We start from the raw sequence: 23,013 nt of genomic DNA on the forward strand, positions 1-23,013 counted from the left end.
CCGGCGGCGTAGATGTCACACGGCCGGTTGCCCGCCGGTGACGAGGGCGACGCCGAAGGCGATGCCGAGGGAGACGCCGAAGGGGACGCCGAGGGCGAGCCGCCGGGGGACGGAGAGGTGACGCCGCCGGTGCAGGTCACGCCGTTCAGGGCGAAGCTCGCCGGCTTCGGGTTGGAGCCGCTGAAGGCTCCGTTGAACCCGAACTCGGTGCTGCCACCGCTGGGGATGCTGCCGTTGTACGAGACGTTCGTGACCGTGACCTGGGAGCCCGACTGGGTGTAGGTGCCGTTCCACAGCTGGGTGATGGTCTGCCCGGCGGGGAAGGACCAGGTCAGCCTCCAGCCGTTGATCGGGTCACCGAGGTTGTCGACCTTGACGCTTGCGCCGAATCCGCCCGGCCATTCGCTGGACACCGTGTAGGTGACCTGGCATCCGGCCGCGGCCGCCGAAGCCGCGTGCGTCCCTGCCACACCGGCGCCGGCCACCAGAAGGGCGGCGACGGCGGCGGCCGAGAGCTTCAGGCGCCGACGTAATGAGCTGACATTTAGCACAGGTGTTTCCCATTCTCCGAGATGTGCGTGTTCTCCGCGGCGTCATCGCCGCGGACGATCAGGCCACCTGTTGGGAGTCGGTGCATATCCGTGTTTTGTTAGCGTTAACATTTACCGGCCGGTCACGGACGCGGCTCCGTTCATGGTGGTGGTGTGCTGTTGAGCCAATCCCGGCGCGCGGCATCAGTCAATCGGCCGGACCCCGGGTACACCTCCCGCGCGACTGTCGACCGTGTTGAAGTGGAACGATGAACCGCGGCGAAGACCGGCGGTTGTCACACAAAGTGAAAGTTTCAGTCCTCCGACCATTCCACGAGGGTCCGAGAACTCCGAGAGGTGTTCCCAAAGATAGAACGTCACAATAATGACGACCGGTTATCCGACCTTTCCGCCAAACATCGGGTCACGGCCGCTCCGCGGCACAGGATCGCGAGCACGGTGGGCGAGCACGGTGGGCGAGGCCGCACCTGTAGCCCCGGGACCCGGGACGGCTCTGAGCGGCGCGTCAGGGCCGGGTGAGGAACTCCGCCGTCGTCGTCGTGAAACGGCGGGCGTCGTCGAGCCAGGGGAAGTGCCCCGCCCCCGGCTGTACGACGAACTCGGCGTGCGGGAACAGCGCGGCGAACTCGGCGACGACGTCCGGCGGCGTGTTCAGGTCGACCTCCCCGGCGAGCAGCAGCACCGGAGCGGTGAACGCGCCCAGCGCGGCGCGGGTGGCCGGCGGGTCGAACGCGCCCGGGGCGCCGAAGACGGCGGCGGCCTCCTCGTTCCGCCGGCCCTCCTGGGCCGCCTGATGGGCCCGGGCGGCGGTGTCCCAACGCCCGTAGAAGAAGGGGTCGACGCGCTTCCAGTCGTCGTCGTCGGCGGCACCGGCCACGATCGCCTCGAGGGCCGCGAACGCGTCGCCGAACCACGGCTCGTCCCGGCGCAACCGGGCGGTCGCGAGCCGCGACTCCCCCGTGGCCTCGATGCCGACGGCCCTGGTGCTCGGAGTGATCAGGGCGAGCCTGCGTACCCGTCCGGGGTGCCGGGCGGCGTACAGCGTCGCGAGGTTCGCGCCGGCGCAGTGCGCGAGCAGGTCGATCCGGTCGGCGCCGAGATGCTCGCGCAGCGCCTCGACGTCGTCGACGAGCCGGTCGCAGCGGTAGGAGGAGACGTCCTCCGGTGCCGCGGACCGGCCGGCGCCCCGGGGATCGAGCTTGAGCAGGCGCCGGTGCGCCGGCAGGCCGCCGAGTTCGCCGAGGTAGTCGGCGCTCTGCATCGGGCCGCCGGGCAGGCAGACCACGGGATCGCCCGTTCCGGACACGCGATAGGCCAGGGTCGTTCCGTCATGGGCGGAGTATGTCTGAAGCATGCCGAGAACCCTGTCAACGGCGTTTCGCCTGCTGCAACGGATTAACGCGGCGGCACGGGATCCGGGCTGACGACATCGGCGCCGAGCCGCCCCAGCAGCTCGGTCAGCCGCTCGGCGTTGCGCTGGGCGTTGTCGGCGCAGCAGTTGTTGTGCAGCACGTGGGTGGTCACCGCCTGGCCGGCCAGGCCCGCGATCCGGTCCGCCCAGCTCCGGAGCTCGTCCTCCGAGTAGAGGTAGCCGAAGCGCTCCTCGATGACGCGGCTCGTCCACTTGTCCGAGTGACCGTGCAGGCGGACGACCGCGAGGTCGGAGGTGGCCGCGAGCACGGGCGGGATCGACGACGGATGCCCCTGCGGCATGTCCACTCCGACGTACGGCAGGTCGTTGTCCGCCAGGAAGCCGAGGGTCTCGTCCCGCGCGTCGGGGGTCATCCACGCCGCGTTGCGGAACTCGACGCACACCCGCATCGGCAGGCAGCGGTCCCGGCATTCGAGGATGTAGCGGCGGTTGGCGCTGCCGGGCGGGAACCACTGGGGGAACTGGAACAGCACCGCGCCCAGCTTTCCCGCCTCGTGCAGCGGCTCCAGCGCGGAGAGGAAGCGCCGCCACACCTCCTCGACGACCTCGGTGGGAAGGTCACGCGCGTAGAGCGTGCGCCTGGGCTCCCCCAGCGCGGCCCGCAGGTCCTTGTACAGCGCCGAGGGCCGGGTCGGATGCCCGGTGAGCAGCGAGAACGCCTTGACGTTGAAGGTGAAGCCCTTGGGCGTGCGGTCCCGCCACAGCTCGGCCGTACGCCGGGCGGGCGGGTTGTAGTAGGTGGCGTCCACCTCGACCAGGGGGAAGCGGGCGGCGTAGTAACCGAGCCGGGTCTCGGGTGTGGACGCCTCGGGGGGATACCAGCCGGACGCGAGAAGCGACTTGTCGGTCCAGGAGGCCGTACCGATCAGGATCTTGCCCATCCCCCGACCGTAGGCGCTTCCGCCTCTCCGCGGTGGTCCTACGCGGTGGTCCTACGCGGTGGTCCTACGCGGGGTCCGGGCCGACGACGTCGGGAACGGTGAAGCCGGGGGTGCCGAGGGCGACGAAACGGACCAGCAGGGCGCGGAACGCCCGCTGTTCCTCAGGAGTGAAGCCGCCGAGCAGGTCGGCCGACACCCGCTGGGCGATCTCACTGGCCCGGGCCAGCAGCCGCCGGCCCTCCGGGGTCAGCTCCACGGTACGGGCCCGGCGGTCTCCGGGCACCGGGCGGCGGACGACCAGTCCCTGCTGCTCCAGCACGTCGACGGTCCGCATCATGGCGGTCTTGTCGCTGCCCAGCTCGCCGGTCAGCCGGGACTGGGAGGCCGGCCCGAGCCTGGCCAGTGTGGTCAGCACGCCGAAGTGCCTGCCCTCGATGCCCAGCGGAGACAGCGCCCGGGTGAACTCGCGGGCCGCGTGCTGGTGGGCCAGGCGCAGCAGCAGCCCGACCTCCGGCCCCACCGATCTCTCCGACGTCATCTCCTCAGAATATTCCCGGCCAAATTCGTCTCAGATGAGAAGCTCTCACTTGAGAGCATATTGCTAGGCTGGGCGCATGGCTGAGGACAAGAGACCGGGCTGGGCGCACTGGCCCTTCCGGGTGGCGATGACCGTCGCGGCCCTGATGCTGTTCGACCAGGCGGTCTTCGCCGGGCAGATGCTCTCCGGCTCGTTCGGGGCGCTGCACACGCACCGGGAGAACGCCACCTACGCGGGCATCGCCGTGATCGTCGCCGCGCTCTGCGCCCTCCTCCTGCGCTGGCCCGGCCGGGGGCCGTTGTGGCCCGCCCTGGCGTGCGCCGGCCTGTTCGGCCTGATCGCGCAGCAGATCGTCCTGGGATTCGCCCGTACGGTCACGCTGCACATCCCGCTCGGCGTGGCGATCATCCTGCTGGGTGGAGCGCTGACGCTCTGGGCCTGGCGCTATCGGCCCGCGCCGCCGCGCGAGGGGATCGAGCGCGCTGCCGCGAAGGCCGGAGCGGAGGCATGGTGATCGGCAGGCGTCGCTTCCTGGGGATCCTCGGCGGCGCCGGCTCGGCGGCCGTCGTCGGGGTGCCGCTGATATCGGGGATGGGCGGGTCTTCCAGCACGGGCGAACTCCTGCCCAGCCGGCTGCCGCTGCCCCGGCCGTACACCCTGCCGTTCCGGGTGCCGCCGGTGCTGCGGCCCACGAGCACGGACGGCGCCGCGGACCGCTACGAGATCGTCCAGCGTACGGCGGTCGCCGAGATCCTGCCGGGCGTGCGGACCGAGATCTGGGGATACAACGGGATCTTCCCCGGTCCGACCATCGTGTCCACCAGTGGCCGCCGAACGATCGTCACCCACCGCAACCGGCTGCCGGCGCCCGTCGTCGTCCACCTGCACGGCGGCCGCACGCCCCCGGAGCACGACGGCTACCCGACCGACCTGGTGTATCCGGAGGGCGCCTCCGGCCACCACATGGCCGGCGCCGGGCACACGGCCATGAGCGGCGACGTCTCCATGGGGCGGCGCGACTACGTCTATCCCCTCCGGCAGCCCGCCGCGACGCTCTGGTACCACGACCACCGGATGGACTTCACCGGCCCCGGGGTGTGGCGCGGCCTGGCGGGCTTCCACATCGTCCACGACCGGCACGAACTGTCCCTCGGCCTGCCCGGCGGCGACCGGGACATGCCGATCGCGATCATGGATCGCTCGTTCGCCGAGGACGGCGGCCTGCGGTACCCGAGCCTGGACCCCACTCTCACGCACACGCCGGGGGTGCGCTCCCCGTACGGGCCCGGGGTCCTCGGAGACGTGATCCTGGTCAACGGCGTGCCGTGGCCGCTGGCCCCGGTGCCCGCCGTACGGCACCGCCTGCGCCTGCTCAACGCGTCCAACGCCCGGCGCTACCGCCTCGTCCTCGACCCGCCCCCGCCCGGCGGGAACGCCTTCGTACAGGTCGGCACGGACGGCGGCCTGCTCAGCCGGCCGATCCCGCACGACGCGCTGGAGATGGCGCCGGCCCAGCGTTTCGACGTGGTGGTCGACTTCGGCCGCTACCGTCCGGGCCAGTACGTCACGGTGCGCAACGAGTGGGGCGACGGCACCACCGCCGACGTCATGCGCTTCCACGTCACCGCCCGTGCCGACGACCGCAGCCGGGTGCCGGACGTGCTCACCGCGGCCGTCCCCCTGCGCGAGAAGGACGCCGTCGTCACCCGCCGGTTCGAGTTCCGGCACGACACCGTGCGCGGGATGCCGGGCTGGACGATCAACGGCCGGGCGTTCTCGCCCACCGACAGCATCATGAGCCCGAAGCTCGGCACCACCGAGATCTGGCGGCTGCTCTCCGACTTCCACCACCCGATCCACGTCCACCTGTCCCACTTCCAGGTCCTGTCCCGGGGCCTCGGCGGGCCCGGGCCGTACGACCACGGGCCGAAGGACACCGTGGACCTGCGCCCGGGTGAGCAGATGGCCGTCCTGGTCAGGTTCGACGACTACGCGGGCCGGTACGTCATGCACTGCCACAACCTCGAACACGAGGACATGGGGATGATGGCCACCTTCACCACGGTCCGCTGATCTCGGCCGCCGGCGCCCGGGACGACCGGGCCAGGCGGCGGCCGAGGCGCTGGCCCGGGGCCTCCACGAGGCGGTGGGTCACGTGGCCGAGCGCCACCGTGGCGAGGAGGAACAGCGGCAGGTTCGGCGCGATCCGCAGCAGGAGCGGATGTAAGAGGTAGAGCGAGAAGCTGATCACTCCGAGGTGGGTGAGCCACCGGGGGAACGCCCGGCCCCGCAGCGCGAAGGCGGCCAGGAAACAGGCCGCCGCGAGCACGATCGCCACCGTGTGCGTGGGATCGTGCTCGGCGACCACCGTGCAGGCCAGGACGGCCAGCAGGGCCGCCGCGGCCGTACGCCACCGGATCGCTCCGCGCTCGGCCCGGTAGACGGCCGTCCCGGCGAACATCGCCGCCGCGATGACCAGCCCCTGTCCGGCGCCGCCCCGGCTGCCCAGCACGACCAGCGCCAGACCGAGGAGGCCCCCGATGACCGCCGCCGCCCTGCGGACGGCGCCGTACGGCCCCGCGGACGCCGCGATGGCCAGCACGACCGCGACGGCGAGGACCAGAGCGGCGGCGCCCGCACGGCCGTTGATCGTCGCGCGCGGCAGCAGCAGGCCGAGGGGCACCGCGGCGAGCGCCAGGACGACGGCGACCGGCGCCGGCCGGTGTGCCTGCCGTACGGCGAAGAGCCCCGCGACCATCAGGTAGAACGCCATCTCGTAGGAGAGCGTCCACATCACGTTGATCACGGCGGGCAGGCCGAGCAGTTCCTGCAGCATCGTGAGGTTGCCGAGGGCGACGAGCGCCAGCGGACGCCGGTTCAGGTCGGGTGACGGCACGAACGCGCCGGCGTACGCGAGGAGCAGCGCGAGGGCGAGCGCGGTGAGCAGCAGGGGCAGCAGCCGGAAGGCCCGGCCGGTCCAGAAGGCCCGCAGGTCGCCGCGCCGTTCCAGGGAGGCCGGGATGATGTATCCGCTGACCAGGAAGAACGCGAAGACGCCCCAGGTGCCGACGTCGACGGCCCCGTCCACTTCCGCCCAGAACTCCGGGACGAAGGTCCAGGCCCCGTGGTGCAGTGCCACGCCCAGCGCGGCGACTCCGCGCAACGCGTCCAGCCATGCCAGCCGAGAGGGGTTCGCCGCCATTCAGGTGACTTTAGCCCGCCTTGCGCACGCTGAAGTCGTCGAACGAGACGGTGACCGTGCCGCCTCCGGCCTCGGGCACGCGGGCGAGGACCCCCGCCTGGCTGTGCGGGCCCGCAGGGAGAGGATGGGCGTCCACGGCGTCGAGGGCGCGCGTGCCGTCGACCCAGAACGTCAGCCGGGACCCCCGGCAGGAGGCCTGGAGGCGCACCGCGCGCCCGGCGTGCGGCGCGGCCGCCTTCACCGGCGGGACGACGTCGAGGTCCAGGCCCTCGGACCGGCGCACGACGCGGGCGGTGCCGTCGAAGCCCAGCAGGAACGCGTAGCCGTTGGGGACGTCCTCGTCCCACCGGCACACGAGCCCGAAGCCGCCCTGCCCGGGGGCGTCCCGCGGCTCGGCCGTCACGCCGACCAGCACGTCGCGCCCCGCCGCCGCGTCGGTCTTGGCGGGTACGGGCGACAGCGCGACATTGCCCGGCTCGGTGCCGTCGGCGCGGAGCGTGTAGACGCCGCGCTCGATCTCGTAGCCGTGCGTCGTGCGCTGGTCGCCGGTCGCGTCCGGGTCGAAGGTGTAGCCGTCCCAGTTGCCCCGGTCGCCGAAGTCGTCGCCGTACAGCAGGCTCCCGCCCCGGGGCCCCGCCTCGCCGCCGCGGGACGCGTACAGGAGGATCCAGCCCACGACGAGCACGGCCGTCACTCCCGCCGCGAGGCCGACGAGCCACCGCCGCCGCGGCGGGTCGCCCGTGTCCGCGCCTGCCGGGATCGCGCCGCCGCCGGAGACGACCGTATGGGCCGGATCGGCCGGTGCCTGGGTGAACGCCGGCGTGGTGGACGCCGACGTGGCGGCCGTGACCGCGTCGTCGCCGGTGAGGGCGCGCAGCACGGCGGAGGCGGCCGGCCGGGCGGCCGGGTCCTTCGCCAGGCACGCCTCCAGCAGTGGCCGGAAGTCGGCGGGCACGCCGGACAGGTCGGGCTCGTGCGCCGAGATGGCCATCAGAATGGCCGGAACGGTCGGCCCGCCGAACGGCAGGCGCCCGGTCGCGGCGTACGCGATCGTCACGGCCCAGCTGAAGACGTCGGAGGCGGGGCCGGGCCGCTGCCCGGCGAGCTGCTCGGGGGCGATGAAGGCGGGCGTGCCCGCCATCGCGCCGCCGCTGACGGTGTGGTCGGCGGCGCTCGCGATGCCGAAGTCGATGACCACGGGCCCCTCGGGTCCGAGGATCACGTTGCCGGGCTTGAAGTCGCGGTGCACGATCCCGGCCCGGTGGATCGCGGCGAGGGACGTCAGCGTGGCGACGGCGAGGCGGTGCAGCCCGCTGCCCGTACGCGGGCCGTCCCCGGCGACCGCCGCCGCCAGCGAGGGCCCGGGAATGTACTCGGTGACGATGTACGGCCGTCCGTGGTGGGACCCGGCGTCGAGCACGCGGGCGGTGCAGAAGAGGGCGAGCCCGCGCGCCGTCTCCGCCTCCCGGAGGAAGCGGCGGCGGCTCGTGGCGTCCGCGGCCTCCCTGGCGTGCAGCAGCTTGATCGCGACCTGGCCGCCCGAGGCGTCCTGAGCGAGGTAGACCGTGCCCTGGCCGCCCTCGCCGAGCACGCCGACGAGGCGGTGGTCGCCGATCCGCTCGGGGTCACCGGGGTCGAGGGGGCGTCGCGGCACGGCGGGGCCCGTCACGCGCGGCGGTCGCAGGTGATCCGTTCCGGCAATTCCCGCATTCGTCCCGCTCCCTCGCGATGCCGCCGGTATATCGGTGGAACAGGCCGGATCCTGTCATATCTGGAGATAGGTCGGCAGCGAAATCGCACCCCCGGCTCAGGGGCGGGAGGAGATGCGCCGGTGCCGGGACGAGCCCTCCGAGCCCCCCGGCGCGTGGGGGCGGGCCGGGCGCGTGGGGGCGGGCCGGGCGCGTGGGGGCGGGCCGGGCGCGCGGGCTCCGGCCACGCGCCTCACCGAGGCGGCCGGGGGCGGACCTCGCAGTCCGGCATGCCCGCCAGCACGGCGGCGAGTTGCCGGGCGTTGGTCTGCGCGTAGTCGCGGTAGCAGTTGTTCATCAGCACGTGCGTGGTGGTCGCCTCGGCGCCCAGATCACGCAGCCTCGGCGCCCACCGCTCCAGCTCCTCCGGCGAGTAGTGGTAGCCGAAGCGCTCGTGGACGTCGTGGCTGGTCCACTTGTCGCTGTGCCCGTGGAAGCGCACGACCTCCAGGTCGGAGGTGGCCGCGACGACCGGGGGGACCGAGTCGGGATAGCCCTGCGGCATGTCCACGCACACGTACGGCAGCCCGTACGACCGGAGGAAGTCGAGGGTCTCGGCCCGGTTCTCCTCGCTCATCCAGGTGTGGTTGCGGAACTCCACGGAGATCCGGAGCGGTTCGCAGCGCCGCTTGCACTCCAGGATGTAGTGCTTGTTCGCCCGGCCGATCGGGAACCACCGGGGGAACTGGAAGAGCACCGCCCCGAGCTTGCCCGCGTCCCGCAACGGCAGCAGGGCGCTGAGGAACCGCTCCCAGACCTGCTCGACGATCCGCGGATCGAGGTCGCGGGCGTACAGGTTCTTGCCGTCGCCGCTCGGCCGCAGGTCCTTCGGCAGCGCGGCCGGCCGGGTGGGATGCCGCGTGAGCAGGGAGAACGCCTTGACGTCGAAGACGAACCCCGGGGGCGTGCGCGCGGCCCACAGCCTCACGGTGGCCTCGGCGGGCGGCGCGTAGTAGGTCGAGTCGACCTCCACCAGCGGAAACTCGCCCGCGTAGTGGCGCAGGCGTTCCTCGGGTGTCGTGACGCCGGGCGGATACCACCCGGACTCCAGCAGCGTCTTGTCGGTCCACGACGCCGTGCCGACCAGGATCTCCCCCATATCTCACGATAAGTCAGGAGAGGTGTGTCGGGTGTGACGTGTGAAGCGCCGACGGGTCTATGATGTTGGAAAATAAAGCGGCTCCGGCGTGCGCCGGTCGCCGGCCGAAGCGCACCGGAGGTGGCCGATGCTGTCGACCTGGGCCCTGGAGACGTTCGGGCCACGCGCCGGGCAGATCCGCCGCGGCGTCGCCGAGGCGCTGGCGATCGCCCTGGAGAACGCCCGGGACGCCCAGCAGACCGCGCGGACCCGGCATCTGCATCCGTTCGGCTTCACGATGATGTCGCGCAAGTTCGAGGCGCTGGCCCGCGCGTTCGCGGACATGGCCGACGTCGAGATCGTCAAGCCGCCGGGCTCCCAGCACGAGCTCGTCGTCCTCGGCGGCAACCTGCTCTTCCCCTTCCGCTACGCGAAGGACCGGTCGGTCGGCGTCGTGAACGCCCGGATCGGCGACGGCAGGCCGTCGGGGCTGGTCCAGGCGTTGTTCACCCGGTTCGGCCCCCGGCCCTGGACCGAGCAGCTGACGCTGGGCGGCGTCGAGGACGGCATGCCCGAGCCGGTCACCCCGGCCGCCCGGGCGCTGACGCAGCTCCCCGAGGGCACCCGCCTGGTGCTCATCGCGTACGCGTGCAACGCCGGGGCCGGGCTGCTCGACGCGTGGTGGGGCGAGGCCGAGCTGCTCGACCGCACCGGCAACCTGCGCTGGCACCACTACGAGGAGATCCCCCTCGCCGGGGCCGCCCTCGCGGGAACCCTGTCCGCCGGGACGTTGTCCGTCGAGACGCCGCCCGTCTTCTCCGGGGGCGCGATGCCCGCCCCCGAGATGAACACCCGCTCGCCGTACGAGCGCGCGGCGGCCCTGCCGCCGGAGAGCGAGGCGCCGGCGGACGCGCCGGACGTCGCCGATGAAGGACGATAGGCGACCGCGCCTGGTCGCGAGGCAGCCGGACGGGGAGCCGGGCGAGGGCCGCGCCCCGCGCGAGCCCAGCCCGCAGGCGGTGGCGGACGCCTTCGACGGGACGCGGCTCACCCAGGCCAGACGGCTCGCCGCGCTGACCAAGAAGGAGGTGGCCGAGCGCGTCGGCGTGTCGCCCGCCGCGGTCGGCCAGTACGAGGCCGGGGTCACCCGGCCGCGTCCCGACCTGGTCCCGCTCCTCGCCGAGGTGCTCGCGGTGCCGGCGGCGTTCTTCCTGCCGGGCCGCCCGCACGGCAAGCTCGACGGCTCGATGGCGCACTTCCGCAGCCTGCGCTCCACCCGGGCCTACCAGCGGGCCAAGGCCGTGGCCTTCGTCGAGCAGGTCTGGGAGCTGACGTACGCGCTGGAGAAGCGGGTGCGGCTCCCCTTCGTCGACCTGCCGGGTTTCGCCGGGGGCGAGGTCGACTCCGGCACCGCCCTCCCCCGCGATCCCGTGGGCGCGGCCCGCGCGCTGCGGGCCCACTGGGGCCTCGGCGCCGGGCCGGTCAGCCACCTGGTGCGGCACATGGAGTCGCGGGGCATCGTCGTCGTCTTCCCCCGGGCCGACGAGGACGCGGTCACGGTCGACGCCTTCTCCACCTCCAGCCTGCCCCGGCCCATCGTCGTCCTGACGCCCAACCGCTTCGACGACGTCTACCGGCACCGCTTCACCGCCGCCCACGAACTGGGCCACCTCGTCCTGCACGGCGACGCGGCGGCCGGGGACAGCCAGCAGGAGCGCGAGGCCGACTCCTTCGCCGCCGAGTTCCTCACGCCGCGCGACAGCATCGGGCCGAGCCTGCCCGCCCGCGCCGACCTGCGGCGGCTGGCCGAGCTGCGCCGCGTCTGGGGGGTGTCGGTCGACTCCCTGCTCTACCGGTGCCGGGAGGTCGGGCTGCTCTCCGACTCGGCGGCGGGCCGGGCCTGGCAGCGGCTCGCCGCACTGCGCGACCAGCCGGGCTTCGCGGCGGAGCCGGTGTCGGGCTACCCCGGCGAGCAACCCGTGCTGCTCGCCCGGGCCTTCGAGATGGCGGCGGCCGAGGCCCGGCTGACCGTGTCCGCGCTCGCGCGGGAGCTCGCCTGGCCGCCGGCGCGGGTGCGCGAGCTCATCGGCCTCCCGAATCACCGCCCGGAGCTGAAACTGGTCCTCTGACCAGGGGCGCCCGCTCCGTCTGCCGCCTGTCGCCGCAGCAGCGCCGCGCCGGGAGCGCCGAGCAGCGCCGTCGCGGCGAGGACCAGCATGGTCTCCCGGAAGCCCGTGAGCGCGGACCCGGCGGCCGCGCCACGGGTGGTGAGGAACGTCACCAGCAGCGCGATCCCGAACGACCCGGCCAGCCGCTGCACGACGCTGAACAGGGTGTTCGCATCCGGGACGCGCTCGGGCGGCAGCCCGCCCAGCAGCGAGACGACCAGGGGCTGGCTGGTGAACCCGATCGCCAGGCCGCGGCCGCAGAGCAGGAGCGTGGTCAGCCAGACGGGCGTGCCGGCCGACAGCAGCGCCATGAGACCGGTCGTGACCGCGAGGAACAGCATGCCGGCCACCACCACGAACCGCACCGAGAAGCGCTCGGCGACCCTGGTGCCGGCGGCGGCCGACACTCCCATCGCCAGCCCCTGCGGCAGGAGCGCGAGCCCGGTGACGAGGCCGGTGTGGTGCTGGATCGTCTGGAGATACAGCGGCGCGAGGAACAGCACGGCGAACAGCACGATGCTCGACACCGCGCACAGGGCGAGCGTGAGCGCCCGTACGGGATCCCGGGCCAGGTCGAGCGCCAGAGCGGCCTGCGGCCGGCGGCGCGCCCACAACACGTAGGCGGCCAGGAGCACCAGGCCGGCCGGCCAGGAGAGGGTGGCCCACCCGTGCGCCGCCGCCCGCTCCACTCCGTAGGAGGTCAGGCCGAGCCCGGCCGCCAGCAGGACCAGCCCGAGCAGGTCCGGCCGTACGGCGCGGTCGCCCCTCGCGCCGAGGCCGGCCCGGCGGGCCGCCAGCGCGCCGGGCAGGGCGAGCAGCCCGACCGGCAGGTTGACCAGGAAGATGGAGCGCCAGCCGTACGCGCCGATCAGCAGGCCGCCCAGGGAGACGCCCAGCGCGGGCGCGGCGAAGAACGCGAGACCGGCGGTGAGCGGCACCCTGCCACGCGCCCCCTCGGTGGCGCCTCCCTGTCCGATGAGCAGGCCGATCGCCAGCGGGACCAGGGGCGCCCCGGCGAGGCCCTGCACGACCCGGAAGCAGATCAGCATGCCGGCGTCCGCGCTGAGCGCGCACGCGACGGAGGAGACCGTGAACAGGGCCAGGCTCCCGGCGTACGTCGGCACCAGGCCGAAGCGCCTGGCCAGGTACGACGTGGCGGCCAGGCCGATCGCCAGGGCGAGCAGATAGCCGCTCACCGTCCATTGGACGACCTCCAGCGGGCGGCCCAGCTCGCGGACGAGATCCGGCACCGCGAGGTTGACCACCGACGAGTCGATCATCGAGAGCACCGGCCCCGCGACGAGGCCGGCCGACATGAGGCGGGTGGGTGTCGCGCCCGCGGCGGCGGTCACCCCTTGTCCTCCAGCGCCGTCTCCTCAGGCGCCGTCTCCTCCAGCACCGCCTCCAGCTCGGCCAGCCAGAGCAGCTCCAGCCGGAGCCGTTCGACGGTGAAGGCGAGGACGCGCTCGCCCCAGGGCGCGTGCCCGGCGGCGGCGGCCAGCTCCTCCTGCAGGGCCAGCTCGTGTTCGACGCGCTCCCGCCTGACCTCGACGATCCTGCGCCGGTCGGCGACGGGCAGCAGGTCGAACAGGCCGACCCTGACCTGGAACTCCTCGTCCTTCACCAGCACCTGGGGATCGGCGGTGCGCAGCAGCGCCAGCAGGCGTTCCCGCCCCTTGCCGGTGATCCGGTAGACGGTGCGCTGGGGACGGCCGGGCGCCACCTCCTCGGCGATCTTCTCGATCTCCCCGCGCTGCTCGAAGCGGCGCAGGGCGGGATAGAGCGTGTTGTTGTTGAGAAGACCGCCCGTGAGGCGCTCCATGTACTTCTTGATCTCGTAACCGTGCTTCGGCGCGGTGAGCAGGCCGCGCAGGATCATTATGTCGGAGTACACCCATCCAACATAACCTAGGTTATTTTAACCTACGAGTCCCGGCGTGCCGAGGGACGGATCAGGCGACGGCCTGGCTCTGCACGACCTGGTCCTTCAGCGGGGCGAGGGCCCCGGCGATGGCGCCGATCGTCTCCCCGTCCACCCCGCACGACTCCAGCGCACCGGCCAGGTGGACGACCACCTGGCCGAACTCCTCGGCGGTGATGCCGAGCCCGGCGTGCGCCACGTCCATCGACTTGCCCCGGTACTCCTGCGGACCGCCGAGCGCCGCGGCGACGAAGCTGCGCTGGTGCGCCTTCAGCTTGTCCATGTCGACGTCCGCGAAGTATCCCTGCAGCATCGGATCGGCGACGACCCGTGTGTAGAACTCGTCGACCACGGCCGAGACCGCTGCCGATCCGCCGATCTGATCGAAGATGGACGGCATACCGTTTCCTCTCGTGTCTGTGTGACCTCCTCGCCCGATGCTCGACACGGAAAGTTACAGTGCGATTACCACCCGGAAATACGTGCGTAGCGGCCCGCTCACGCAGTCGACACGTTCGACCCGGAACGGTGCCCGCACCCCCGAGCGCGGGCACCGTCGTACCGGAAGGGCCGGAACCGTGCGGAGGGGTCAGTGCCGTCCCGCGCTCCGCAGCGCGTCCCGGATCGCGGTGTACGCGGGCTTGGGTTGGAGGTTCTCGTCGTACGGCAGCGCCGCGCCCTCACCCTGGAAGACGGCGGGAATCCAGGAGTACTTGTCGGTGTAGTCCCAGACGGTGATGCCGACGCAGCGGCGGACGGCGAGGCAGGCCTTGGTGACCCTGGCGTACCAGTCGGCCTGGGTGGCGAGCTTGGTCGCGTCGGCCGGGACGTACATGCGGATGTCCAGTTCGGTGATGGCCACGTCCAGGCCGAGGTCCGCGAAACGCCGCAGGTTCTGCTCAAGCGTGTCGGGATACCCGTACTGCAGCGCGAGGTGTCCCTGGAAGCCGACGCCGTCGATCGGCACGTGCTGGGCCCTGAGCGACTTCACGAGGGCGTAGTACGCGTCGCTCTTCGGCCCGATCGCCTCGATGTTGTAGTCGTTCAGGTAGAGCTTCGCGTGCGGGTCGGCCTCACGCGCCCAGCGCAGCGCGTCGGCGATGTAGCCGGGGCCGAGCGTCCGGTAGAAGATCGTGTCGCGGTAGGTGCCGTCCTCGTTGAACGCCTCGTTCACGACGTCCCACGAGTAGACCTTGCCCTTGTAGTGGCGGGCCACGGTCGTGATGTGCTTCTTGAGGATCGCCCGGAGCTGGTCGGCGGTGAAGGTGCCGTTGTTCAGCCAGTCGGGCAGCTGGTTGTGCCAGACCAGGGTGTGCGCCCGGAACGACATGTGGTGCCTGCGGGCGAAGTCGAGCACCTGGTCGCCCTGGGTGAAGTCGAACACGCCCTGCTGCGGCTCGGTGGCGTACCACTTCAGCGCGTTGCCCGCGGTGGTGGAGTTGAACTCGCTGCCGAGGATGCCGAGGTACGCCGCGTCCGAGAACTCGGGGTTGTCGGTCGCCGAACCGAAGTAGCGGTGGGTGTCCGCGGCCAGCCGGCCCAGCGTCGTGTCGTCGTGCCGGTCGGGGCCGGCGGAGGCCGGCGTCGCCGCCATCGCGGTGACGAGCCCGGCGGCGGCCAGTGAGGCGGCGACTGAGGCGGCGAGTCTGTGCGGCATGAGGAAGGTCCTCCGGTGGGGGATACGGAGCGGGACGTCCAGATCCACGAGCAAGACTGCGCTCACCCGAGCATCCGAAATGTTTCGATATATTGCCCTAACTTTCCGTTGACGTACCCTATGAATCCTTCACTCGCCGGTCAATACGAGATGACAAATCGCCTTTCTAACAGCCATAATGACATTGGACGACTTGACAGACGTCCGAAACTTTCAGCTCCGCGTCCTTCTCAGGGGTAAGGACGCGGTCATGGAAAGGGGAGGGCCGGGTCGTCCCGGCCCTCCCCTCCGTACGATCCGGTCAGGGCTCCAGGCTCTCCGGGACGGAGTCGGAGCGGCCCGCCGGGTGCTGGGTGCGGCCCCTGGCGTCGTAGATCTTCACCCAGTGGATGCCGGGCAGCCGCTTGAGCGTGGGCGTGATCTCGTCGGCGACGGTGAACGCCGACCCGCCGCTGCCGACCGCGCCGGTGAGCCGCACGTGGGCGACCCCGCCGCGGACGACCACGGACCGGAAGCCGGTGGCTCCCGAGGCGACGAAGCGCAGCCCGGCGGCGTACTCCGCCCGGGTCGGCCCGGCGAACAGCCGCTGGAGCGCGCCGCGCGCGAGGGACGGCGGCGCCACCGGCCGCCGCACCGCCCGCGTGTACGGCTCCCGTCCCGCGTCGTAGCGGCGGGAGTCGAGGAAGTGGACGCCCACCGGCACGGTGCGGCGCGGCGCCTTGATGTCCACGACCACCCGGCTCGGACGGCTGAGCGTGTAGACGCGGTAGGGCGCCTTGCGCGCCAGGCCGATGCCGAAGGTGAGCACCGCCTCGAAGTCGCCGGCTCTGACGACCTGGATCACCTCGGGCAGCGCGAAGGTCTCGCGGGCGGGGCCGTGGGTGGAGGCGCCGCTCCCGTCGTGGCCGACCGCGCGCTCGAAGCGCAGGCCGAGGATCGCGTCACCGGCCACCGGGATGGTGTCTCCCGAGCCGTCGGCGATCAGCCGGGACACGTAGCCGGCGGTCCGCCGCGCCGGGAGCGGGCCGCGGAACTCGAAGACGACCCGGTCCAGGCCGGGGTGGTGCGAGGCGCGCACGCCGACCAGGGTCGCCACGGGCGCGGCCGCCCGCGTCGCGGCGACCGGGGCCGCGGCGTTGGGGGCCGCGGAGACCGGGGCCGCGGAGACCGGGGCCGCGGCGACGGGCGCGGCGGCCACCGGGGACGACGGCGTCACCACCAGCGTGGCCGCGCTCACCAGCGACGCGGCCGACGCCGCGAGCGAGCGCATGGGGGGCAGAAACATGAGGGCTCCTCTGCCGGGTTCCTTTCGCGGGGTTGGGGGACCCGCAGGGGCCGGGACCGTTCCAGCGGTCCGGCTCCTGACTGGAGTATCTCCACATGGCCACAGCCCCCGGCGCGACAGACATGTCACTTTCGGTCGCACTTTTCTACCCCAGGGACGGCAGAGTGAGGTCTCAGCCGCCCCCGCCGGTCCGGCGTACCCGGAACGTCCGTGGAAACGGAGCGCCGCCGGAGGGACGTCCCTCCGGCGGCGCTCCTTCTCAGGGGGTGTCAGGCGTTCAGCGGGGTCAGGCGTTGGTGCAGGCGGTGCCGTTCAGCGTGAAGCCGGTCGGGTTGCCGTTCGAGCCGCTCCAGGTGCCCTGGAAGCCGAACGAGATGCTGCCGCCCGCGCCGACGGAGCCGTTGTACGACAGGTTCTTCGCGGTGACCGAGGACCCGTTCTGGGTCACGGTGGCGTTCCAGCCACTGGTGATCTTCTGGCCGTTCGGGAAGTTGAAGCCCACGGTCCAGTTGTTCACCGCGCTGGAGGGGGTGACGGTGACGTCGGCGGTGAAGCCGCCCTGCCACTCGTTCTTCGTGTACTTCACCTTGCAGCCGCCGCCGTTGCCCGGATTGGTCGGCGTGGAGGTCGGCGTCGAGCTCGGCGTCGAGGTCGGGAGGGAGCCGCCGATGCTGTAGGAGAAGTTGTTCACGGCGAGGCCGGCGCCGCCCACCCAGGGCTCGAATCCGGCCTGGACGCTGGTGAGGTACCACGACCGCTGGCCGTAGCCCCGGTTCACGGTGTCGTCGTAGAAGTTGCGCACCGCGAAACTGATCGAGTTCGTCGGCGAGGTCCGCACGTAGGAGATGACGTTCCAGCCGATGTTGCCGAACCAGACGTCCCAGGTGGCGCCGGCGATGTTGGCGGTGCCGACGCGGGATCCGACGGGCTGCACGGACCCGGTGTGGTTGAGCCACACCATGATCTCGGCGCCGGTGTTCTGGCCGTCCTTGCGGGGCGTGGGGTCGAACCAGATGTCGTACGCCGCGTCGTAGATCCCGGAGCCCGGGTAGCTCATGCTGACGCTGGTCTGCACCGTGTTGAACTGGCTGTTGCTCGCCTGGAGAGGCAGGCCGCTGTTGGTGGAGCAGTTGGCGTAGTGGCAGCCGGCGTAGATGGCCGGGTAGGCCGCCGGGGTGCCGCCCGTGTTGTTGTGCTGTGCCTGCGTCACCGTGAAGCCGTTGTTCGTGACGTTGATGCACTGGGTGGCGCTGCTGCCCCACACGTTGTTGATGACGACGTACTTCCCGTTCTGGACGGTCGTACTGCCGTACTTGTCGCAGATCACCGTGTCCGCATGCGCCGCCTGACCGACGACGAGCGACGCGGCGACGGAGCCGAGCATGGCGAGGCTCGCCGTGATCATTCGCATCCTCATGACCCGGACCATAGACACTTGACCATGGACCGCAACATGAGTTGATTTGGTCGACAAACTGGACGAAACCGCAACCAGCCACAACGCTGTGACGGTAGGTGAAACTTTCACCTACACCTCTGTCACTTTGTCCGTCAGTGGACCACCCGCGTACGACGGCCGGAGGCGAGGCGCAGCCGGACGAGCGTGGGGAGGCGGCGCAGCCCGAGGGTGGTGCGCAGGCCGGGGACGGCCTCCTCGTGCAGCCGGGTGACCAGCGCCCCGAGGTCGGCCGGTGCGACGGCGGAGACCCCGAGGTCGAGGTGCGGGTCGTCGGAGGAGCCGCGCAGCACGGCGTGCGCCCTGCGCACGTCCGGGTACGCGCTGACCTGCTCGGCCAGGGCCGCGCTCGCCGGGTAGGCGTCGACCTCCGTCACGCCGGAGGCGCCCGACTCCAGGCGCAGCCGCCGCGGCCGGTCGAGCCGGAGCAGCGCGAGCAGCCAGGCCAGCCCGAGAAGCGCGAGCACCACGCCGATCGCGGCCACCACCGGCCAGAACCACGGGGTGGTCGCCGCGAAGGACGTGGTCCCCGCGTCGAGCACGGGCCGCCGCGCGGCGTCGCCGCCGAAGGCCCCGAGCGCCCGCGCCAGCGCCAGGCCGCCCGCGGCCAGCAGGACCAGCCCGAACAGCGTGAGGCCCGTCCTATTCCCCTTGGACGGTTTCGTCGTCACTGCCCCGCCTCCTTCGGCGTCTTCGGTTCGGGCGGCCTACCTGGGCCCGTGGACCCGGACCCGCAGCGATATCGGGTGAGCGGGGGCGAGCCGGGCGATCTCCCGCTCCGCCGCCGCGCGGACGCGCTCTCGGAGGAGGGCGGTGTCGCGCAGGTCGGTCCGGACGGACACGTCGGCGTGCCATCCGCGCACCCGTGCGCCCGCCGCACGCACGCCGTCCACGCGGCCTGCCGCGCCGGTCAGCACGCGCGCCAGCGCGCGGCGCGGCACGCCGACCACCAGGTCGGGGTCGGCCGTGCGCAGCGCGACCAGCCGTCCCCGCCCGGGCACGGCCGCGATCAGCACCAGCACCAGCCCGATCAGGGCCAGCGCGGCGGCCGCCGCGAGCGCCCGGTCGTCGTTCCACGCCGTGGTCCTCGCCCACCCGGCCACCTGTTCGTACGGCACCAGCCCGGCGGGACGCCCGAGCAGCGCGGAGATCACCTCGACGGCGGTCAGCACGCCGATCGCCAGCAGCGCGAGCGCGGCGACCACGGCGGGCAGGCCCCGGCCGGGCCGGAAGGCCCGTTCGGCCCCCGCGCCGTCGAACCCCCGCACCGGCACGAAGAGCGGGGTCCTCTCAGACCGGCCTCCGCCTTCGCTCATCGCCACTCCTCTGCTCGGGCACGAGCCCGACGACCTCGATGTCCACGTTCTCCACGGCGACGCCGGTGAGTTCGCGGACGCGCCGCCGGACCCGCTCACGGATCTCTCCGGCCACCCGCGGCACCGGCGACGGGTAGCGGATGGTGACGTCGCAGCGGACCGCCGCGACCATCCCGCTCAGGGACGCCGACACGTGCGGAGGCTCGGTCACATGTTCCTCCTCGCCCACCACCCGCTCGACGATCTTCGTGAGCGCGCGCTCGGAGATCGTCGTCGTGCCGCGCTCGGCCGGGAGGCTCACTGCCGTCTCGGGTGCATCTGGGGCATGCGTACGCCGCCTTCGAGCACCATGCCGACGAAGAACCCGGCGATGCCGAGGACCAGGACGATGAGGAACGCGTTGAGGCCGCCGAAGGCCCCGACCACCCCCAGCACCGTGCCGAACAGCAGCCCCGCGAGGGCCCAGATCGGATACCCCTGCATGATCATTCCTTCTTTCCGTCGGTTGTGACGACGTCGGCGATCGCGACGTCCGTCCTGCGGCCCGCCGCGAGGTCGCCGATCGCGTCGCGGATCAGTTCGGCGACCTCCGGGAGCGGCCTGCCGTACCGCGCGACGACGTGAACTTCGATCACGTCGTCCCGTACGGCCACGCCCGGGACGAGGTCGCCGGGGAGATAGGTCGCCACCGCGCCGAACGGCCCTCTGGACAGGCCGGCGACGTCGGGGCAGGACAGCACGCGTTCGGCGATCCGCCGTGCCGTCGGGGGCTGGGGTCCGGCGGCCGCCTCCCGGTCGCCGCCCTCCCGGCTCGCGACCGCGTCGCCCGGGCCCGCGTTCATGGGGCCGGCGTTCACTGGACCCGCGGTTCCCCGTCGGCGGGCGCCGACGACTCCTGCCGGGGGAGATGGACGTCGTCGACGGCGATGTTCACCTCGGTGACTTCCAGCCCGCACATACGCTCCACCGCGCGGATCACGTTGCCCCGTACGGCCTGCGCGAGGTCGGGGATCGCGACGCCGTACTCGACGACGAGATGGATGTCGGCGGCCGCCTGCCGCTCGCCCACCTCGACCGACACCCCTTTGGTGACGCCGTCCTCCCCGCCGAGCGCGCCCTTGATGGCCCCGAACGCGCGGACCCCGCCGGCGCCGAACTCGTGGACGCCTTCGATCTCACGGGCGGCCATCCCGGCCACCTTGGCGACCACCTCGTCCGCGATGGTGGTGCGCCCGCGCTCGGTCATCAGGCTGGAGCCGCCCTGGCCTCCGTGTGGTCGGACGGGAGCCTGCTCCGCGGTCACGGACGACGTTCTGGTCTCGGTCATGGGACTCCCCCGCTTCGCGTGCGCGGCAGATATGGCCGCTTCCCGCCGATTCACGGCCGTAATACCCGGTTCGCGCACAGTAATCGTGCGAGGTGAGGCGAGGTTGGGTCATCGGAGATCCTCGAACACACCAAGACCACGGAGCCGGTCACAGCTCCGGGCAGGGCCGGAACCCATGCCCTAAGGAAGGGGTTATGGCACGCCAAAACTGTCCGCTATGTCATCGATTGAGTTTTTGTGTCACCTTCTGGGGCATTCATACCGTTCGATTGGATCGCAGCGCCGCGCGGCGAGACGACCGGCATCGGCGCTCCGGGCCGGCCAGTAGGAGGCGCGATCATGAAAGACGGACTGAAGGTGGCGCTGGCCGTCATCGCGGGCTACTACCTGGGGCGGCATCACAAGCTGCGCTTCGCGCTGGTGCTCGCCCTGGCCATTCTCGCCGCTCGCCTGCGCGGAGAGGGAGCCGCCGGCGCCCTCCTGGAGCAGGTGCCCAAGATCCTCGGCGGAGCCGCCCCCGACTTCAGCAAGATCACCGATCGGGTCCGCGGCGACCTGGTGGACATCGGCAAGGCCGCGGCCAGGCGCGCCACCAGCCGGCAGATCGACACGCTCAGCGACAAGCTGCACGAACGCGCGGAGGCGCTCCGGCAGCCCCGGGGGCGCGGCCGGGCGGCGGAGGAAGAGGAAGAGGAGCGCCCGGAGGAGCCCCGCCGCAGGCCGGGGCGCGGGCGGGCGCGCCGGGCCGAGCCCGAGCCCGAAGAGGCCTACGAGGAGGAAGAGGAGTACGAGGAGGAGCCGTACGAGGAAGAGGAAGAGGAAGAGGAGCCCGAGCCCGAGCCTGAGGAGCGGCCCAAGCCCCGAGCCCGGTCTGCCCGGCCCGTGACACGGACCCGGAGGTGAGCCCATGACCGAGGAGACACGGGAACGGGCACGGGAATCGGAAGAGACCGCGCTCCCCACCGAGCGCCTGGGCCAGGAGGTCCAGAACCTGCTGACGGCCGCGGCGGAACGCGCGCTGTCCGGTGTGGCCGGAAGGGTCGACCGGATGGCCGGCCGTCTCACCGAATACGTGGACCAGGGCGGCTCCGGCCTGTTCGACGCGGTCACCGGCAGGCAGCGGAACGGCGGTCCCGGAGTGCTCGGCAACCTGACCGAGCGGCTGACCGGAGGCCAGGGTGGCCAGGGGCTGCTGCGGTCGCTCGCCGACCGCCTCGGCGCCACCGGCGGAGGCGGCCTGCTCGGCACCCTCACCGAGGCGCTGACCGAGGGCGGCGGCGGTGGCGGCGGCAGCCACCCCGTACGCGCCGCCCTGTTCGCGTACGGCAAGGAGAAGATCAAGGGCCTGTTCGGCGGCGGAGGCAAGGGCAAGGGCCGCAAGGGCAAGAAGCTGAAGCTCACCAACATCGTCGAGTCGCTCGACGTCGGCGCGCCCATCCGCGTGGTCTACAACCAGTGGACGCAGTTCGAGGACTGGCCGGGCTTCATGAAGAAGGTCGAGACGGTCGAGCAGAAGTCCGACGAGAAGCTCGCGTGGAAGGCCCAGGTCTGGTGGTCGCACCGCACGTGGGAGTCGACCATCGTCGAGCAGGTCCCCGACAGCAGGATCGTCTGGCGGTCGCAGGGGCCCAAGGGCTGGCCGGACGGCTCGGTCACCTTCCACGAGGTCACACCCGAGATGACCCGGGTCCTGCTGGTGATCGAGTACAACCCGCAGGGCCTGTTCGAGCGCATCGGCAACCTGTGGCGGGCCCAGGGCCGCCGGGTCCGGCTGGAGTTCAAGCACTTCAGACGGCACGTCATGAACAACACCCTGCTGCACGCCGACGAGATCGAGGGCTGGCGGGGCGAGATCCGCGACAGCAAGGTCGTCAAGGACCACGAGACGGCCCTCCGCGAGGAGCGCGAAGAGGAAGAGGGCGAGGAGGCCCGCGAAGAGGCTCCCGAAGAGGCCGCCGAGGCGGCGGAGGAGGAGGCCCCTGAAGAAGGCGCGGAAGAAGGCGCGGAAGAGGCCCCCGAGGAGGAGCCCGAAGAGGAAGAGGCCCCCGAGGAGCTCGAAGAAGAGGAAGAAGAGGAGAGCGAGGGGGAGGAGCCCGAAGAGGAGGAGGAGCGCGAGCGCGCTCCGGCCCGCGCCGAGGCGGGCGGACGGGCCAGGGCCCGGGTGGTCACACGGAGACGCGCGCCGGAGCGGGAACCGGAGGAACAGGAGCCCGAGGAACGGCGGACCACCCGGACGCGCGGAGCCCGGACCGCCGAACCCGCGCGGCGTGGCGCCCGGACGCCCGCACGGCGGCGTGCGGAGAGCGCGGCCGAGCGCGGCGAAGGCGAGCAGGAGCGCGGGGCCGAGGAGGCCGGCGAGCCCGAGCAGCCGGCGCGGCGTCCGGTCCGGCGCCGCCGGCCCCAGGAGTGACACGCGGGGACATCTGACCACGGCACCGGACACAAGGACAAGG

Annotated in this window: 25 protein-coding genes; 6 read left to right on the top strand and 19 right to left on the bottom strand. The window is 72.3% G+C overall.

The genetic code is table 11. The features are described 5' to 3' along the window. From Mam01_RS32270 to Mam01_RS32285, 4 genes are all read right to left on the bottom strand, one after another. On the bottom strand, positions 1-551 hold a 551-nt coding region (locus tag Mam01_RS32270; protein WP_204288967.1), incomplete at its 3' end, for a cellulose-binding domain-containing protein. A gap of 505 nt (positions 552-1,056) precedes the next feature. After that, complete coding sequence (locus tag Mam01_RS32275; RefSeq protein ID WP_204288968.1) at positions 1,057-1,905, bottom strand: alpha/beta fold hydrolase; 849 nt, start codon at positions 1,903-1,905, stop codon at positions 1,057-1,059. A 41-nt stretch (positions 1,906-1,946) separates the two neighbouring features. Continuing rightward, entirely contained in the window at positions 1,947-2,864 is a 918-nt protein-coding gene (locus Mam01_RS32280; protein ID WP_204288969.1) for a DUF72 domain-containing protein, read from the bottom strand. A gap of 64 nt (positions 2,865-2,928) precedes the next feature. Beyond that, entirely contained in the window at positions 2,929-3,402 is a 474-nt protein-coding gene (locus Mam01_RS32285; protein ID WP_204288970.1) for a MarR family winged helix-turn-helix transcriptional regulator, read from the bottom strand. Between the two features lie 76 nt (positions 3,403-3,478). Between Mam01_RS32285 and Mam01_RS32290 the strand changes: the two genes are divergently transcribed. Both Mam01_RS32290 and Mam01_RS32295 read left to right on the top strand, forming a co-directional pair. Next, the gene (locus Mam01_RS32290; protein WP_204288971.1) at positions 3,479-3,916 is read left to right on the top strand and encodes a hypothetical protein; all 438 of its coding nucleotides are present in this window, start codon (positions 3,479-3,481) and stop codon (positions 3,914-3,916) included. After that, on the top strand, positions 3,910-5,475 hold the full coding sequence (locus Mam01_RS32295) for a multicopper oxidase family protein (RefSeq protein ID WP_204288972.1): 1,566 nt from the start codon (positions 3,910-3,912) through the stop codon (positions 5,473-5,475). Before Mam01_RS32290 ends, Mam01_RS32295 begins: the two co-directional genes overlap by 7 nt. On the opposite strand, the gene Mam01_RS32300 is transcribed toward Mam01_RS32295, so the two are convergent. The 3 genes from Mam01_RS32300 to Mam01_RS32310 all read right to left on the bottom strand — a co-directional run bounded on the left by Mam01_RS32300 (position 5,459) and on the right by Mam01_RS32310 (position 9,451). Continuing rightward, a complete protein-coding gene (locus Mam01_RS32300) occupies positions 5,459-6,604 on the bottom strand; it encodes an acyltransferase family protein (protein ID WP_204288973.1) in 1,146 nt (381 codons plus the stop codon). The genes Mam01_RS32295 and Mam01_RS32300 overlap by 17 nt on opposite strands. A gap of 10 nt (positions 6,605-6,614) precedes the next feature. Then, complete coding sequence (locus Mam01_RS32305; protein WP_204288974.1) at positions 6,615-8,258, bottom strand: serine/threonine-protein kinase; 1,644 nt, start codon at positions 8,256-8,258, stop codon at positions 6,615-6,617. A gap of 287 nt (positions 8,259-8,545) precedes the next feature. Continuing rightward, positions 8,546-9,451: a DUF72 domain-containing protein gene (locus Mam01_RS32310; protein ID WP_204288975.1), complete on the bottom strand. Its 906-nt coding sequence runs from the start codon at positions 9,449-9,451 to the stop codon at positions 8,546-8,548. A 127-nt stretch (positions 9,452-9,578) separates the two neighbouring features. Here Mam01_RS32310 and Mam01_RS32315 point away from each other — a divergent pair, with 127 nt between their 5' ends. Both Mam01_RS32315 and Mam01_RS32320 read left to right on the top strand, forming a co-directional pair. Further along, positions 9,579-10,370 (top strand): hypothetical protein, encoded by a 792-nt coding sequence (locus Mam01_RS32315; RefSeq protein WP_204288976.1) that lies wholly within the window; start codon positions 9,579-9,581, stop codon positions 10,368-10,370. Then, a complete protein-coding gene (locus tag Mam01_RS32320) occupies positions 10,357-11,559 on the top strand; it encodes a helix-turn-helix domain-containing protein (protein ID WP_204288977.1) in 1,203 nt (400 codons plus the stop codon). The genes Mam01_RS32315 and Mam01_RS32320 overlap by 14 nt, the downstream gene beginning before the upstream one ends. On the opposite strand, the gene Mam01_RS32325 is transcribed toward Mam01_RS32320, so the two are convergent. The 12 genes from Mam01_RS32325 to Mam01_RS32380 all read right to left on the bottom strand — a co-directional run bounded on the left by Mam01_RS32325 (position 11,529) and on the right by Mam01_RS32380 (position 20,560). Continuing rightward, entirely contained in the window at positions 11,529-12,950 is a 1,422-nt protein-coding gene (locus Mam01_RS32325; protein WP_204288978.1) for a DHA2 family efflux MFS transporter permease subunit, read from the bottom strand. The two genes, Mam01_RS32320 and Mam01_RS32325, sit on opposite strands and share 31 nt — an antisense overlap. Then, positions 12,947-13,492: a PadR family transcriptional regulator gene (locus Mam01_RS32330; RefSeq protein WP_204288979.1), complete on the bottom strand. Its 546-nt coding sequence runs from the start codon at positions 13,490-13,492 to the stop codon at positions 12,947-12,949. Before Mam01_RS32330 ends, Mam01_RS32325 begins: the two co-directional genes overlap by 4 nt. A 58-nt stretch (positions 13,493-13,550) precedes the next feature. Continuing rightward, a complete protein-coding gene (locus tag Mam01_RS32335; protein WP_204288980.1) occupies positions 13,551-13,919 on the bottom strand; it encodes a group I truncated hemoglobin in 369 nt (122 codons plus the stop codon). Positions 13,920-14,108: 189 nt separating this feature from the next. Next, positions 14,109-15,242, bottom strand: coding sequence for an endo-1,4-beta-xylanase (locus Mam01_RS32340; RefSeq protein ID WP_204288981.1), 1,134 nt, complete (start codon positions 15,240-15,242; stop codon positions 14,109-14,111). A gap of 235 nt (positions 15,243-15,477) precedes the next feature. Further along, complete coding sequence (locus Mam01_RS32345; RefSeq protein ID WP_204288982.1) at positions 15,478-16,461, bottom strand: GerMN domain-containing protein; 984 nt, start codon at positions 16,459-16,461, stop codon at positions 15,478-15,480. Positions 16,462-16,747: 286 nt separating this feature from the next. Continuing rightward, entirely contained in the window at positions 16,748-17,878 is a 1,131-nt protein-coding gene (locus Mam01_RS32350; RefSeq protein WP_204288983.1) for a glycoside hydrolase family 12 protein, read from the bottom strand. A 134-nt stretch (positions 17,879-18,012) separates the two neighbouring features. Beyond that, positions 18,013-18,588, bottom strand: a complete 576-nt coding sequence (locus tag Mam01_RS32355) for an alkaline shock response membrane anchor protein AmaP (protein ID WP_204288984.1) — start codon at positions 18,586-18,588, stop codon at positions 18,013-18,015. A 36-nt stretch (positions 18,589-18,624) separates the two neighbouring features. Beyond that, the gene (locus tag Mam01_RS32360) at positions 18,625-19,233 is read right to left on the bottom strand and encodes a DUF6286 domain-containing protein (RefSeq protein WP_204288985.1); all 609 of its coding nucleotides are present in this window, start codon (positions 19,231-19,233) and stop codon (positions 18,625-18,627) included. Further along, a complete protein-coding gene (locus Mam01_RS32365; RefSeq protein WP_204288986.1) occupies positions 19,208-19,534 on the bottom strand; it encodes an Asp23/Gls24 family envelope stress response protein in 327 nt (108 codons plus the stop codon). The genes Mam01_RS32360 and Mam01_RS32365 overlap by 26 nt, the downstream gene beginning before the upstream one ends. Beyond that, on the bottom strand, positions 19,531-19,716 hold the full coding sequence (locus Mam01_RS32370) for a hypothetical protein (RefSeq protein WP_204289038.1): 186 nt from the start codon (positions 19,714-19,716) through the stop codon (positions 19,531-19,533). The genes Mam01_RS32365 and Mam01_RS32370 overlap by 4 nt, the downstream gene beginning before the upstream one ends. A gap of 2 nt (positions 19,717-19,718) precedes the next feature. Next, entirely contained in the window at positions 19,719-20,075 is a 357-nt protein-coding gene (locus Mam01_RS32375) for an Asp23/Gls24 family envelope stress response protein (RefSeq protein WP_239101788.1), read from the bottom strand. Between the two features lie 11 nt (positions 20,076-20,086). Next, the gene (locus Mam01_RS32380; RefSeq protein WP_150939955.1) at positions 20,087-20,560 is read right to left on the bottom strand and encodes an Asp23/Gls24 family envelope stress response protein; all 474 of its coding nucleotides are present in this window, start codon (positions 20,558-20,560) and stop codon (positions 20,087-20,089) included. Positions 20,561-20,899: 339 nt separating this feature from the next. Here Mam01_RS32380 and Mam01_RS32385 point away from each other — a divergent pair, with 339 nt between their 5' ends. Then, the gene (locus Mam01_RS32385; RefSeq protein ID WP_204288987.1) at positions 20,900-21,463 is read left to right on the top strand and encodes a hypothetical protein; all 564 of its coding nucleotides are present in this window, start codon (positions 20,900-20,902) and stop codon (positions 21,461-21,463) included. A 4-nt stretch (positions 21,464-21,467) separates the two neighbouring features. Further along, positions 21,468-22,970, top strand: a complete 1,503-nt coding sequence (locus tag Mam01_RS32390; RefSeq protein ID WP_204288988.1) for an SRPBCC family protein — start codon at positions 21,468-21,470, stop codon at positions 22,968-22,970. The last annotated feature ends 43 nt before the right edge of the window (positions 22,971-23,013 follow it).

The organism is Microbispora amethystogenes, from assembly GCF_016863015.1.
Taxonomy (GTDB): Bacteria; Actinomycetota; Actinomycetes; order Streptosporangiales; family Streptosporangiaceae; genus Microbispora; species Microbispora amethystogenes.